General features: G+C 50.6%; 15 protein-coding genes. 9 read left to right on the top strand and 6 right to left on the bottom strand.

The features are described from left to right. Positions 1–6: 6 nt before the first annotated feature. The 9 genes from PGY33_RS06835 (at position 7) to PGY33_RS06800 (ending at position 8,597) form a co-directional block, all read left to right on the top strand. The gene (locus PGY33_RS06835) at positions 7–1,296 is read left to right on the top strand and encodes an HlyD family efflux transporter periplasmic adaptor subunit (RefSeq protein WP_118480091.1); all 1,290 of its coding nucleotides are present in this window, start codon (positions 7–9) and stop codon (positions 1,294–1,296) included. Then, positions 1,293–2,018: a YggS family pyridoxal phosphate-dependent enzyme gene (locus PGY33_RS06830; RefSeq protein WP_118480089.1), complete on the top strand. Its 726-nt coding sequence runs from the start codon at positions 1,293–1,295 to the stop codon at positions 2,016–2,018. Before PGY33_RS06835 ends, PGY33_RS06830 begins: the two co-directional genes overlap by 4 nt. Before the next feature lie 20 nt (positions 2,019–2,038). Continuing rightward, positions 2,039–2,539, top strand: a complete 501-nt coding sequence (locus PGY33_RS06825; RefSeq protein ID WP_243022707.1) for a cell division protein SepF — start codon at positions 2,039–2,041, stop codon at positions 2,537–2,539. A 9-nt stretch (positions 2,540–2,548) separates the two neighbouring features. Continuing rightward, on the top strand, positions 2,549–2,827 hold the full coding sequence (locus PGY33_RS14480) for a YggT family protein (protein WP_147358098.1): 279 nt from the start codon (positions 2,549–2,551) through the stop codon (positions 2,825–2,827). 95 nt (positions 2,828–2,922) lie between these two features. Then, on the top strand, positions 2,923–3,516 hold the full coding sequence (locus tag PGY33_RS06820) for a DivIVA domain-containing protein (RefSeq protein ID WP_117488033.1): 594 nt from the start codon (positions 2,923–2,925) through the stop codon (positions 3,514–3,516). A gap of 27 nt (positions 3,517–3,543) precedes the next feature. Next, a complete protein-coding gene (gene ileS / locus PGY33_RS06815; protein ID WP_270477846.1) occupies positions 3,544–6,333 on the top strand; it encodes an isoleucine--tRNA ligase in 2,790 nt (929 codons plus the stop codon). A gap of 61 nt (positions 6,334–6,394) precedes the next feature. After that, positions 6,395–6,865: a signal peptidase II gene (lspA, locus tag PGY33_RS06810; protein ID WP_118480085.1), complete on the top strand. Its 471-nt coding sequence runs from the start codon at positions 6,395–6,397 to the stop codon at positions 6,863–6,865. 2 nt (positions 6,866–6,867) lie between these two features. Next, on the top strand, positions 6,868–7,788 hold the full coding sequence (locus PGY33_RS06805; protein ID WP_118480083.1) for an RluA family pseudouridine synthase: 921 nt from the start codon (positions 6,868–6,870) through the stop codon (positions 7,786–7,788). Next, complete coding sequence (locus PGY33_RS06800; RefSeq protein ID WP_118480081.1) at positions 7,785–8,597, top strand: HAD family hydrolase; 813 nt, start codon at positions 7,785–7,787, stop codon at positions 8,595–8,597. The genes PGY33_RS06805 and PGY33_RS06800 overlap by 4 nt, the downstream gene beginning before the upstream one ends. Before the next feature lie 69 nt (positions 8,598–8,666). On the opposite strand, the gene PGY33_RS14475 is transcribed toward PGY33_RS06800, so the two are convergent. The 6 genes from PGY33_RS14475 to PGY33_RS06775 form a co-directional block, all read right to left on the bottom strand. Further along, complete coding sequence (locus PGY33_RS14475) at positions 8,667–8,948, bottom strand: helix-turn-helix domain-containing protein (protein ID WP_442861225.1); 282 nt, start codon at positions 8,946–8,948, stop codon at positions 8,667–8,669. Further along, a complete protein-coding gene (locus PGY33_RS06795; protein WP_118480079.1) occupies positions 8,920–9,291 on the bottom strand; it encodes a transposase in 372 nt (123 codons plus the stop codon). The genes PGY33_RS14475 and PGY33_RS06795 overlap by 29 nt, the downstream gene beginning before the upstream one ends. 167 nt (positions 9,292–9,458) lie before the next feature. Continuing rightward, positions 9,459–10,043 carry a pyridoxal 5'-phosphate synthase glutaminase subunit PdxT gene (pdxT, locus tag PGY33_RS06790; RefSeq protein ID WP_118480077.1) on the bottom strand — a complete coding sequence of 195 codons (585 nt, stop codon included), beginning with the start codon at positions 10,041–10,043 and terminating at the stop codon, positions 9,459–9,461. A gap of 1 nt (position 10,044) precedes the next feature. Next, positions 10,045–10,917, bottom strand: a complete 873-nt coding sequence (pdxS, locus tag PGY33_RS06785; RefSeq protein ID WP_118480075.1) for a pyridoxal 5'-phosphate synthase lyase subunit PdxS — start codon at positions 10,915–10,917, stop codon at positions 10,045–10,047. A gap of 162 nt (positions 10,918–11,079) precedes the next feature. After that, complete coding sequence (locus PGY33_RS06780) at positions 11,080–12,999, bottom strand: HlyD family secretion protein (protein ID WP_118480073.1); 1,920 nt, start codon at positions 12,997–12,999, stop codon at positions 11,080–11,082. Positions 13,000–13,060: 61 nt separating this feature from the next. Continuing rightward, positions 13,061–13,573, bottom strand: coding sequence for a hypothetical protein (locus PGY33_RS06775; RefSeq protein ID WP_118359391.1), 513 nt, complete (start codon positions 13,571–13,573; stop codon positions 13,061–13,063). Positions 13,574–13,697: the final 124 nt, after the last annotated feature.

Raw genomic sequence — 13,697 nt, 5'->3', positions numbered from 1 at the left:
CTTTACATGGGACAACAGACAAAAAGCACAAAATCCAAGCCGCGAAAACGGCGGAATGACGGCGGAAACCGCGTTGTATTTATCATTGCGGCGGTGCTGATGGTGATTTATCTGGGCGGCCGTCTTTCTAACGCTTTTTCGGCTGCACCGGAGACCACACCGGCTCTGCATGTCACAGTTAATGACAGCTTTACGAGCGATGGCTGGTTCTTCCGCGATGAAGAACCGATCGACAATGCCACGGGAAGCTCGGTCAAGCACATCGTGTACAGCGGTGAACGCGTACAGCAGGACGCACCGCTGGCGATCATCTATTCCGATCAGGAATCTATGGACCTGAGCCGACAGCTCGATCCGCTGGAGGAACGTATTTCTCTTCTGGATACGGCGCTGCAGTCCGCATCGGACAGCTCAAACATCGCAAAGCTGGATCAGGTCATCACGCTGACGATCGAGCAGCTGGCCGAGCAGGTGAAGGAAGGCAGCGGTTCTTCGGTCGCATCCGCCGCAAGTTCGCTGCGCACGCTGTCGCTGCGCCGAGAGGCAGGCAATGTGGATACCAACGAGGTATCTGCCGAACGTGACGCTTTGGTTTCTGAGCAGTCCTCGCTTGAGCATCAGCTTACCGGCCGGACCACGGAACTTACTGCATCTTCGTCCGGATATTTCTCCGAGGTAGTGGATGGATACGAGAGTATTCTCACACCATCCTCACTGGATGAGATGACCGTGGAGCAGTTTGACAAGACCGTTGCGCAGCAGCCGTCTGCTGAGAACAGCAATTCGCTCGGCAAGATTGTCAAGGGATTCAACTGGTATCTTGCAGCTAAGATTCCGGCCGAGCAGGCTGAGCGTCTGCAGGTCGGTCAGGAGTTGACGGTAAACTTTACACAGGCTTCGATGGAATCCAAAGTAACCGTACATTCCATCAACCATCAAGGTGACAGCGATACAGCTCTGCTGGTGATGGAAGGCACAGAATTCAGCAGTGAAATGGTTTCCATGCGCGAACAGCCAATCGAAATTATCATTGCGACCTACACCGGACTCAAGGTGCCGAAGAGTGCCGTCCGCGTGCAGGAACAAACAGACAGCGACGGAAAGACCACGCAAATCCCCGGCGTGTTCATCCTGAGCGGCTCGATACAGAAATTCAAAATGATTAACGAGCTGTTTGAGGCGGACGATTATTATGTCGTCAAACAGAGTGCGACCGACTCCGATATGCTGGTCGAGCGAGACCAGGTTATCGTTCAAGGTAAAAATCTGCAAAATAATATGGTGGTGAAAACATGACGGAGCAAGAAAAGAAAGAACTGCAGGAACGCGTAAAATCTGTGATCGAGCGCGTCAACAATGCCGCCGTGCAGGCAGGGCGCGATCCCAGTGAAATTACGCTGGTGGCTGCGACCAAAATGAATAACGCCGAGCGCGTGCAGGCAGCCATCGAAGCAGGCATCCGCGTGTGCGGCGAAAACCGTGTGCAGGAGCTGCAGGAAAAGTATGAACAGGACGCCTACGATGGCGCAGACCTTCAGTTTATCGGCACGCTTCAGACCAACAAGGTCAAGTACCTGATCGGCAAGGTTTCGCTGATTCAGTCAGTCGGCTCGGTTCATCTCGGCGAGGCTATCGCCAAGGAAGCCGAGAAGCGCGGTGTTTGTCAGGATATTCTTCTGGAGGTAAATATCGGCAGAGAAGCCGCGAAAAGCGGTCTTCCGCCCGAAGAACTGCACGATGCGATCGTGAAATTGAGCGCAAAAAAGTCACTTCATATCCGCGGATTGATGGCAATTCCTCCCGTTGCAGATGAAAAAACAAAAAATTCAAACTACTTTACCGAAATGCGTCAAGTATTTATTGACATTTTGACGAAAAAATACGATAATGTAGATATGGATTATTTGTCTATGGGAATGACGAATGATTTTGAAACGGCGATTGCGTGCGGAGCGAACATGGTTCGCGTGGGCACGGCGATCTTTGGCAAACGGCCGTATCAGATCGTTTCGCCTTAAAACATAAGGAGGAACTTGGCATGGGTTCGATCAAAGGCTTTATTGATTGGGTAAAGGGCAGTGAGTTGGAGGACGACTACGAAGACGAGATGCCCCGTCAGAGAAACGAAGAACCTGCGATGGATAGCGAGCCATCATCTTACAATAGAAGATCCTATGACCGTTCGTACGACAGTGATGCACAGGACGCGCCTCAGGTGCGCCGTCACGATCGCAGCGATAAGGTTGTAAACATCAATACTACTACACAGCTGGCTGTGGTTCTGGTCAAGCCGGATCGCTTTGAGGCGGCTGCAGAGATTGCAGATCATCTCAAGGACAAGCGTACGGTTGTCCTCAATCTGGAGCAGACCAACAAGGATATTGCCCGTCGCCTGGTGGACTTTCTCAGCGGTGTTGCATATGCAAACGAAGGCAAGATCAAGAAGGTTGCAAACAGCACCTATATTATCACACCCTACAATGTTGATATTATGGGCGATCTGATCGATGAACTGGAAAACAGCGGTATGTATTTCTAAGCGCAGATCGTGAGTACTATCGTGAACAGCTTGGTAATATATTTCGTAGGCAGCTTATTGCGCATTCTGCAGTTTATGTTTTTTGCACGGGCAATCATGAGTTGGTTCGTACAGGGCAGCGACTCGAAAATCTACGAGTTTCTGTGTCTTGTTACCGAGCCGCTCATTCAACCTTTTCGCAGTCTGCTGAGCCGCGTGAGTGCACTGCGGAATTGTCCGTTTGATTTTGCGTTTATGCTGGCATTTTTTGTTCTGATTGTTTTAGAACAAATGGTATATATGCTTTAAGCCTGCCGGACAAACGGCGCTGATTTTGGTCGGGCGCAGCCCGACCATTTTTCCGTGTCAGTACGGCAAATGATATAAAGACGGAGGAAAAACATATGACGGTGCAGGAAATACAAGAAATCGGCTTTGAAAAAGCAGTTTTCGGCGGATATGACATGAAGTCTGTCGATACTTTTCTCGAGCGTGTTGCAGAGGAATTTGCAGCGATGCAGAAGGAAAACGCTGCTATGAAGGCAAAAATGAAGGTGCTGGTCGATAAAATTGAAGAATACCGCGGTGTTGAAGAAGGAATGCACCGTACCCTACTGACCGCTCAGTCGATTGCACAGGAGACAATCGACAAGGCAAAGAAGGAAGCAGAGGAGATCATTGCTTCTGCGAAGGATGAAACCGCAAACAAGGTGAAAGACACCCAGGCGGAAATCAACACCGAGGAACAGAAACTGGAGACTGCCCGCAAGAACACTGCTGAGTTCATCGCTCATGTAGCAAAGCTGTATCAGTCGCAGGCAAGAGCACTGGCAGAGTTGGCGAAGGGCGAAAACCTCGCTCCGGTACAGCAGACTGAAGATGCAAAGAACACAAATGCGACTGGGAAGGGCGATGCACCAGTTGAAGATGCAACGCGTAAATTTGACTTCGGCGAACTGCAGTTTGGCACTGAATACGACCCGAAGGATGTTAAGTAAATAAGCGAAAGGACTGAACACTGCACAATGCAGCAGGATTACAACAATACGATCAATTTGCCCAAAACCGAATTCCCGATGCGTGCCGGTCTGCCGAAGCGCGAGCCGGGTTTTCTGGAAAACTGGGAGAAGAACGACCTCTACCATGAACTGATGAAGAAGAACGAAGGCAAGCCGCTTTTCGTTCTGCACGACGGCCCTCCGTATGCAAACGGCAATCTGCATATGGGTCATGCACTGAATAAGATCCTCAAGGATTTTATTCTGCGTTCGCGCAATATGATGGGTTATCAGGCTCCGTACATTCCGGGCTGGGATACCCATGGTCTTCCGATTGAGCGTCAGGCAATCAAGGCTTACGGCATGGATCGCAGCAAGGTTTCCACTGCGGAGTTCCGCTCCAAGTGTGAAGAGTTCGCACACAATCATGTCAATACCCAGCGTACCCAGTTTAAGCGTCTGGGCATTATCGGCGACTGGGATCGTCCGTACCTGACCCTGACCCATGATTACGAGGCTGCTCAGATTGAGATTTTCGGCGAGATGGCTAAGAAGGGTTACATCTACAAGGGTCAGAAGCCGGTTTACTGGTGCCCGCACGACGAGACCGCACTGGCTGAGGCAGAGATTGAGTACAAGGATGTTCCGTGTAAGTCTATCTTTGTAAAGTTCGCTGTAACCGATGACAAGGGTGTTATCACCAAACTGCTTGGTACCAAAGAGAACGTATATTTCGTAATTTGGACCACCACTACCTGGACCATTCCGGGCAACCTTGCAATTTCTCTGAACCCAAACTTCGAGTATGATTTCGTTAAGGTCCCGAACGGCGAGGTTTATGTTCTGGCTAAGGAACTGGTTGCTTCTGTTATGAAGACTGCCGGTATTGACAGCTGGGAAGTTCTCGCAACCGTTCTTGGCTCTGATCTGGAGCTGATCAAGACCAAGCACCCGCTGTTCGACCGTGATTCTCTGGTTATCACCGGTGACCATGTAACGCTCGATGCCGGTACCGGCTGTGTTCATACCGCTCCGGGCTTCGGTGCTGATGACTTTATCGTTTGCCAGAGGTACAACATCCCGATCATCGTTCCGGTTGACGGCAAGGGACGCCATACCGCTGAATCCGGCAAGTACGAGGGTATGTTCGTGGATGATTCCAACGAGGTTATCCTCAAGGATCTGGATGACTGCGGTGCACTTCTCGCAACAGAGGACATCGTGCACAGCTATCCGCATTGCTGGCGCTGCAAAAATCCGATCATCTTCCGCACTACTGAGCAGTGGTTCTGCTCTGTTGATGCGCTCAAGGATGACGCAGTCAAGGCTTGTGAGGACATCAAGTGGATTCCCGGCTGGGGTCAGGAGCGCATGACCTCCATGATCCGTGAGCGTTCTGACTGGTGTATTTCCCGTCAGCGTGTTTGGGGTGTTCCGATTCCGATCTTCACCTGCAAGAAGTGTGGCAAGCCGCTGGTAAATGAGCAGACGATTAAGACCGTTGCTGATCTGTTCCGTGAAAAGGGCTCCAACGCATGGTTCGACATGACGGCTGCTGAGATTCTGCCGGCAGGCACCAAATGTGAGTGCGGCTGCAGCGAATTTGACAAGGAAACCGATACCATGGATGTATGGTTCGATTCCGGTTCCTCTTGGCGCGCTGTTATCGAGAACCGCGAAGGCCAGAAGACCCCGGTTGACGTATATCTGGAAGGCAACGACCAGTATCGCGGCTGGTTCCAGTCCTCGATGCTGACCTCTATCGCTACACAGGGCAAGGCTCCGTACAAGACGGTTATCACCCACGGTATGATTGTTGATGAGGAGCGCCAGAAGATGTCCAAGTCTCTGGGCAATGGTATTGCTCCGGAGGATATCCTCAAGCAGTATGGCGCAGACGTAATGCGTCTGTGGGTTGCTTCTTCTGACTACCGTCAGGATATGCGTATTTCCAAGGACATGCTCAAGCATCTGTCGCAGAACTACCTTAAGATCCGTAACACGGCTCGCTACATTCTGGGCAACCTGTTTGACTTTGATCCTAAGACCAACGCTGTTGCATACGCAGATATGCCGGAGCTGGATAAGTGGGCACTGATGAAGCTGAACGACCTTGCTGCAAAGGTTCGTGAGGGATATGATAGCTACGAATTCCACACCGTATTCCATGCAATTCATAATTTCTGTGTTGTTGATATGTCCAACTTCTACCTCGATGTGATCAAGGATCGTCTGTACTGCGATGAGACCGATGGTCTGAGCCGCCGCTCTGCACAGACTACGATCTATCGTATCCTGAGTGCGCTGGTTCGCATGCTGTCTCCGATTCTGTGCTTTACCGCAGACGAAATCTGGCAGGCTATGCCGCACGCTGCTGAGGATGATGCTCGCAACGTAGCATATAACGAGATGCCGCAGGCTGACGAGGCTTTGTCCTTCAGCGATGAGGATCGTGCTAAGTGGGACAAGCTGACCGCATTCCGCGATGACGTAAACAAGGCGCTCGAGGGTGCGCGTACTGCTAAGACCATCGGCAAGCCGTTGGAAGCATGCGTTACTGTTTACGCTGACGCTGAGCAGGCTGCATTCCTGAACGGCTGTGGTCAGGATCTGGCTGATCTGTGCATCGTTTCCGAACTTGATGTCGTTGCCGGTGACGGCGAGGGCGCTGTAAGCGAGAATCTGCCGGGTCTGAAGATTGCTGTTGCCCGCGCAGCAGGTGAGAAGTGCCTGCGCTGCTGGAAGCAGGCTAAGACCGTTGGTTCTGATGCAAAGCATCCGGGTCTGTGTGCTCGCTGTGCCAAGGTTGTAGGCTAAAAGAAGAATCCAAGGGGGAGCAGAGCAATTCTGTTCCTCCTTTTTGTTTTGGAGGTAGAAAATGCCGATTTATATTTGTGCAATCTTGCTGATGATCGCGGCAGATCAGGCAGTGAAATACTGGGCGTTTACATCCCTGCAGGCACAGCAGACCATTCCGTTGATCAATGGTGTGTTTCACTTGACCTATATTGAGAACCGCGGTGCAGCATTCAGCCTGTTCGCGCAGTTTGATTCACGTTGGATTTTTGTTGTATTGGCCATTGTGATTACAGTTGCCATTTTCACAGCGATTTACAGGAATATGCTGCAGACTCAGCTTGGCTGCTGGTCGCTGATTCTGGTAGCGGCAGGTGCACTCGGCAACGCCATTGATCGTGTAGCACGCGGTTTTGTTGTCGATATGTTTGACTTCCGTCTGATTCATTTCCCGGTATTTAATGTGGCAGATATCTTCATTTGTGTAGGTGGCGTACTGTTTGTGCTATATTTTATGTTTCAGCACAAGGAGACAAGCGAAGCGGAGAAGTAACCATGAGTGAATTACAATTTACAGTTTCGGCAGAGCAATCCGGCAAGCGTATCGACAGCTGGCTGGCAGAGCAGATTGAAGGACTGACTCGCTCTGCGGCGCAGAATCTTCTGTCGGAGCAGGCGGTAAGCTGTAACGGTCAGCCGCTCAAGAAAAATTACAAGCTGGTCGGCGGCGAGGCGGTTACGGTTCAACTTCCGGAGTTAAAGGAAGTTGATCTCAAGCCGGAGAATATTCCGCTGGATATCGTTTATGAGGATGCGGATATTGTGGTGGTCAACAAGCCGCGCGGCATGGTTGTGCATCCTGCGGCTGGCAACTGGGATGGTACGTTGGTTAATGCATTGATGTACCACTGTGGTGACAGCCTGTCTGGTATTAACGGTGAACATCGACCGGGCATTGTGCATCGTATAGATAAGGATACCAGTGGTCTGCTCGTTGTGGCGAAAAATGACGCCGCACATCAGAGTCTGGCGGCTCAGATTGCGGCGCATACGGCATATCGCGGCTATGAAGCGATTGTGGTTGGTTCTGTTAAGGATGATACAGGAACGGTGGATAAGCCGATTGCCCGTCACAAGACTGATCGAAAAAAAATGGCAATCGTGGAAGGCGGACGGGAGGCAATCACGCATTATACTGTCATCAAACGGTATAACGGCTACACACATATGGCGTTTCAGCTCGAGACTGGACGTACGCACCAGATTCGTGTACATATGGCGTCTATTGGTCATCCGATTATCGGTGATCCGGTGTACGGACTGAAAAAAGACCGGTTTTCCAATATCGGCGGTCAATGTCTGCATGCAGCGAAGCTGACGCTCACGCACCCGAGAACAGGGGAGCGGATGGATTTTTTGGCATCGCTGCCACAATATTTTACTGAAGTTCTTGATAAATTGGAGCGTATGCAATGAAAAAGTTTAAGGGTATGCTGTTGGCCTGCGATATGGATGGTACGCTGCTCGATGATTCAAAGCAAATTCCGGAAGAAAATCTGCGCGCATTACAATATTTTACGAAAAAGGGAGGACGGCTGTCGCTTGCGACCGGCCGTTCTCCTCATGCTATTGGCACATATATAGCTCAGTTGCCGGTCAATGCGCCATACAGTGTGATGAATGGTTCATTGATTTGCGATGAAAATCGCCAGATTTTGCATTGCTCCGGTATGCCGTACGAGACGAAGGAAATGATTGAGTATGTATTGTTAAATAATTCACAATTTGGATGCGAGATTTTTACCGCCGAAACAGCGCTGATTCGTCAAATGAGCGATCACACGCTGCAGCACATGCGCAAGCTGCATTTAGATTATCAGATGCTTTCTAATGAGCAGTTTGCAAAAAGCGCAACTGCGGATTGGTGTACGGTCAATTTTACCGGTGAACCAGCACCGATCACCGCACTGACGCAGGATTTACTGATTCGGTATCCGCATGTATTTGATGTGACATCCAGCATGCCGACATTCTGTGAAATCACAGCCGCTGGTGTGAATAAGGGTTCGGCTCTACGAAGTATTGTTGAATACTTACCGGATGTTGAACGTGTGTTTGCTATTGGCGACAGCTACAATGATGAATCCATGCTGCACGAAGCTCAGATTTCGTTTGCACCAGCCAATGCAGAGCCGGAAGTGCTGCGAAATGTAAATGTGATGGTAAGTTCTAATAATGATCGTGCTGTGGCTGATATGATAGAGTATCTGGAGAAAATAGGATGAAAACAGTTAATTACTAATTGTTATTAGATAGATGGTTTGCTAATTATACAAAATCTTTATTTTGTATAATTAGATTCCTATGTCTAAATTAGATTTTACACTACGAATGTCTACCTCGTCAACTGTTTTATACGGGTCATCGCTACGACATACTAGCCAATCACAAGTTATACCAAAAATGTACCCCAAATTCAACAGGACGCTGGACGAAAATAATGTTTCGCCACGTTCCCAGCGATAGACCGTATCACGGCAGATACCGAGCGCCGAAGCAATTTTAAGCGTTGAAACACCGGAACGTCGCCTTGCTTCACGAATACGATTAGGATTTCTTCTCTTTCTGCGGCACATAGACCAGAATATTCCGCATGAAATGCACCTTGCAGCGCTGCCATGAGGCGTCGGGAAAGGATTCACGAATTGCCGAAACCAGTTCGGCGTGTGCATCTGAAATGATAAGCCTGGGCGTGGACAGACTACGGTCCTCCAGATTCTGAAACAGCACTTCATAGGAGCTCCCGGATTCTTCGGCCATAGATTCAACGGCAATGATATCCCTATGACCGTTTTCATCCACACCGCACACGATAAGTACCACCATGCTGACAATGCGCTGACTTTTCTCTGCTCCTAGCTGCTGGTCCACCTCGACCTCCATGAGCTCTGTGCACAGCCATTCCAGCATACTCAGCATCGGATCCGGCTCCGTCACACATTTCCGTCACACATTGCAGTAGCAATGGAGTCCTAAGGACCTGTCTATTTTCTGTTGTATATGTGATAGAAACCTAGTTGCCGCTTAATGGGCAACTGGGTTTTTCGACAGACTGTAAGCGGCTCATACAGAGCCGCTTATTTTAGTTATCCTGCATTCTTCAACCGAAACTGCTCAACCATCCGAATGAAATGCTGATGCACCGTCAAATCCTTATCTAATTCCGGATGAAATGCGGTCACGAGCATATTATCCTGCTGCGCGGCAACAATATTACTGTCAACAATGGATAGCACCTCGACATTATTTCCTACGCTCTCAATATATGGTGCGCGAATGAATGTCATCGGTATTCTCTCGCTACCGCCAAACCGATCATCCGTGAAAAAACTGCCAAGCTGTCTGCCATAGGCATTACGTTTTACACGAATATCCATCACACTGAAGCATGGTATGCCGCCATCAATCTGCTTAGCCAACAGAATCAGACCGGCACAGGTTCCGAATACAGGAAGTCTGTTTTGAATCTGTTCACGCAGCGTATCATACAAATCCAGCTCGCGCAAGAGTTTATTCATTACTGTGCTTTCCCCACCCGGAATAATCAAACCATTCATCGGCTGATCCAAATCGCGCTTCTGACGAATTTCGAAGTGCGATACACCGAGTTTATCCAGCACTGCGGCATGCTCTGCAAAGGCGCCCTGCAGCGCCAGAATTCCAACTGCCATTTTACTTGCCTCGCTCTGCCATCAGCAATGCGATTTCGCTCTCGTTAATGCCAACCATTGCTTCACCCAGATCGGTAGACAGTTCTGCGATCAGCTTTGCATCGGTGTAGTTAGTAACCGCCTTTACGATTGCTGCAGCACGCTTTGCCGGATCGCCAGACTTGAAGATGCCCGAACCAACGAATACGCCTTCTGCGCCGAGCTGCATCATCAGTGCTGCGTCCGCCGGAGTTGCAACACCACCCGCCGCAAAGTTTACGACCGGCAGTCGGCCATTTTCATGCACACTTCTGAGCAGTTCAACCGGAACCTGCAGTTGCTTTGCGGCCTCAAACAACTCATCCTCACGCAGATTCTGCACACGGCGAATCTCTGCGTTCATAGCGCGCATGTGACGAACCGCTTGTACAACATCACCGGTGCCCGGCTCACCCTTGGTACGGATCATTGCAGCGCCTTCAGCGATGCGGCGCAGAGCTTCACCCAGATCACGCGCACCGCATACAAACGGAACCTTGAACTGTGTCTTATCAATGTGGTATACATCGTCCGCCGGAGACAGCACTTCACTCTCGTCGATATAGTCGATCTCGATTGCCTCCAACACCTGTGCCTCAACAAAGTGACCGATACGGCACTTTGCCATAACTGGAATGGAAACCGCTTCCTGAATACCGCGAATCATCTTCGGGTCGCTCATGCGGGAAACGCCGCCTGCTGCACGGATGTCAGCCGGAATGCGCTCCAGCGCCATAACTGCACATGCGCCCGCTGCTTCGGCAATCTTCGCCTGCTCCGGTGTGGTTACGTCCATAATGACGCCGCCCTTCAGCATCTGGGCCAGCTCCTTGTTCAGCTTATATTGTACGCTCATGTCGTTCAGACTCCTTTGTTGTTTGGTGTATGAACGCATTATACGCCTAATCTGAATATGTTAAAATACTCAGATTGCAATTATTTTGTAATGCCAGTTTGCAAGAGATAAAGAAAAGCACGATTTCTGTTCTAAAACAAAAGCCGTGCTTTATACTGCTTATCAGCTGTTATATGCTGTATTTTCCTCATCAGTTACCGCGTCTGATGTATTTGGTGTGGCATTCAGATAAACTGTTGCACCTTCATCGATGCCCCAGAAAATTTCGGTATTGTTCGCATCTGAAACGCCGGTTTCCACCGCTACCAGCTGATAACCTTCGGGTGCTTCCATGCCGTCCGGAATCGGCAGTGTATCATCGAACGGAATTTCGTTGCCGTCCTTGTCGATGAGCGTTTTGGTGAATACACCCGTACTGCCATCCGCCGTGTGAACGATAGCGGAAGTCGGTACCATCAGGCAGCTGTCCGATTCGGCAACTGCAATTTTGTAATCGACCATCATGCCGCTGGAAATCGCCTGACCTTCGATAGAATCAACCGTGATAATTGCCTTAAAAGTCGTCAGACTGCCCTGACTGCCCGTGTTCTGACTCGGCTCCGGCGAAACCGAGTCAACCACACCGGTGAGCGGCAGCTCGGAACCATCCATTGTGTACATGTTCATTGTCACCGTCTGACCAGGCTCGACAGACTGCACTTCATCTGTCGTCAGCTCGGCCGTAACAACGGTATCGTTCAGGTCGGAAACAACAACCAGAGGCTCGGTACCATCGGTCTCCTCCCCTTCTTCTGCGTTCAGTGAGGTGACAACGCCGTCAATTGAAGCCGTCATCGTAGCATCCAGAATCTCCTGCTGCAGCTTGAGAATGCGCGTCTGAATTTCGCTCACCTTGGCCTGTGCGGCTGCAGCCGTGCTCTGTGCAGCCGTGAGACTGTTTCGCGCGTCCGAAGTATCCGGCGCTGCAACATTGGAAATTGACATAATGGCTGCACTGCTGCTGTATGTGCGGTTCGAGCCGTTATAGGCCGTGATTTCACCGCTGATCGGTGCCGTGATAATCTGCTCCTTGCTGTAGTCCAACGTGCCCGAACCGGAAGAGAAAATCGTGCCGGCGCTGTCGCTGTTGATCGTTGCGGTAGCACTCGTTCCCTGCGCCAGTGAACCGGAGGGATTCTGCACGGTTAATACGACAAGGAACGTACCTTTGCCGGAAGTGGAATCAATCGACGAAACCACAGCGGAAACCTGTCCGGCAGAGGTAGAGATCGTAGCCGTCTGACCGGCCTTGATATCTTTGGCATATTCCGAACTAAACTGTACAGCAAGCTGCATCTGGCTGTCGTTGACCATACGGCCGATGGTCTGTCCTGCACTTACCTTCTGCCCTACCGCAAATGTGCTTGATGCGATAAACTTGCCGCTGAACGGTGCCGTAGCGCTGCTGTGGGTGTACTGGCTCTGTGCCGAGGCAATGCGGCTCTGTGCCTGCGTGATCGCTGCCTGTGCGTTGGTCAACTCACTCTGCGCGGCCGTGAATTCGGCCTGTGCCGCTGTCAGCTGTTCGCGGATTCCGGTCGGATCGACAACGACCAGCGGATCACCGGCATGCACCTCATCTCCCTCGGAAACCAGCACCTGAGAGATTTTGCCCTCAAGTCCCAGGCCAAGTTCTTCCGTGTTGCGTGCAGCTGTTTCGCCGCTGCCCTCGATATAAGTGCCAATATCGCCATAGGTAACGACCGCAGTCGTCGGAACTGTGTCCTCCATGCCGGTATTGCGCGACTGAATAACAGCAAATACCGAACCGCCGACCAGCAGAATAATCAATCCTGCTGCAATGATAACGCGGACGCACTTGCTTCGATTAAATCTTTTGCGAAAGGATTCAGCTAGCTGCTCTGCCTTCTCGTTTTTTTCGTCAGCATCAGCTTTTTCGGATGCTTCTTCCAGTGCAGTATTGTCCTCCGTCTGAACGATCTTGTCAGCAGTGTTTTCTGACATCGACGGAAGCGTCTGTGTCTGCTCAAGCTCCTGTTCATGCTTGTGTTTGCCGAAGAACTTCTTCTTGTTCTGGCTCATATTTTGATGTTCCTTTCTATGCGCTGTTCCTGTAAAACAGAGCCGTGCCCGATCTTGAAAGTTATCTCTCGATCAGAGCCTGTAAAAAGTCATGTACTTTTGCGGGCAGTTCTTCCAGCGAACCGTCGTTGAGGAATTCCGCATCATAGGCGTACGCTGCAACGCCGTCATCCGAGCGGTTGCCAAGCTGTCCGCGTGCCTGCTCAAGTGTCGGTCGACGCACGAGAATGGTCTTGCAGTTTACGCCTGCCGCCTGACGGAAGCGCTCGATCTCCTCCGGCTCTCGGATATGGACGAACAGCAGTTCTGCATCATTTTCAGCAAATATCTGCAGCTGTTCTGTGCAGTAGCGGAACGGAAGGTCGTTGAATTCTGTGCAGTCTGCCTTCAGCTGCGAAAGAAAACGGCGTGCCGCCGGTGTTTTGGTGCCGTCCCATCCGGCGGCTTTGGCCACCTGCAAAATGGGTGTGATGGACGAAATGTTCTGCACCTTCCAGCTTTGCGCGGCAGCACTGCATACGGTATCCTTGCCGACACCGCCGCTGCCGTTTATGATAAACACTTGTTTGGTCAAGTAAAAGTCTCCTTCAAATGCGCATTTCTATACACTATACATTTTAGCACAGCAAATCGACCTTTACAAGCGGACAGTCTTTACAATTCTGTTAAAAAAGCGTGCCTGTTTTTGGCAGGCACGC

The sequence above is a fragment of the Butyricicoccus sp. AF18-9LB genome (assembly GCF_027684505.1).
In the GTDB taxonomy this organism is placed as follows: domain Bacteria; phylum Bacillota; class Clostridia; order Oscillospirales; family Butyricicoccaceae; genus Agathobaculum; species Agathobaculum butyriciproducens.
Note: the sequence above shows the minus strand (reverse complement) of the source record. Positions and strands in the feature narration are given on the sequence as shown.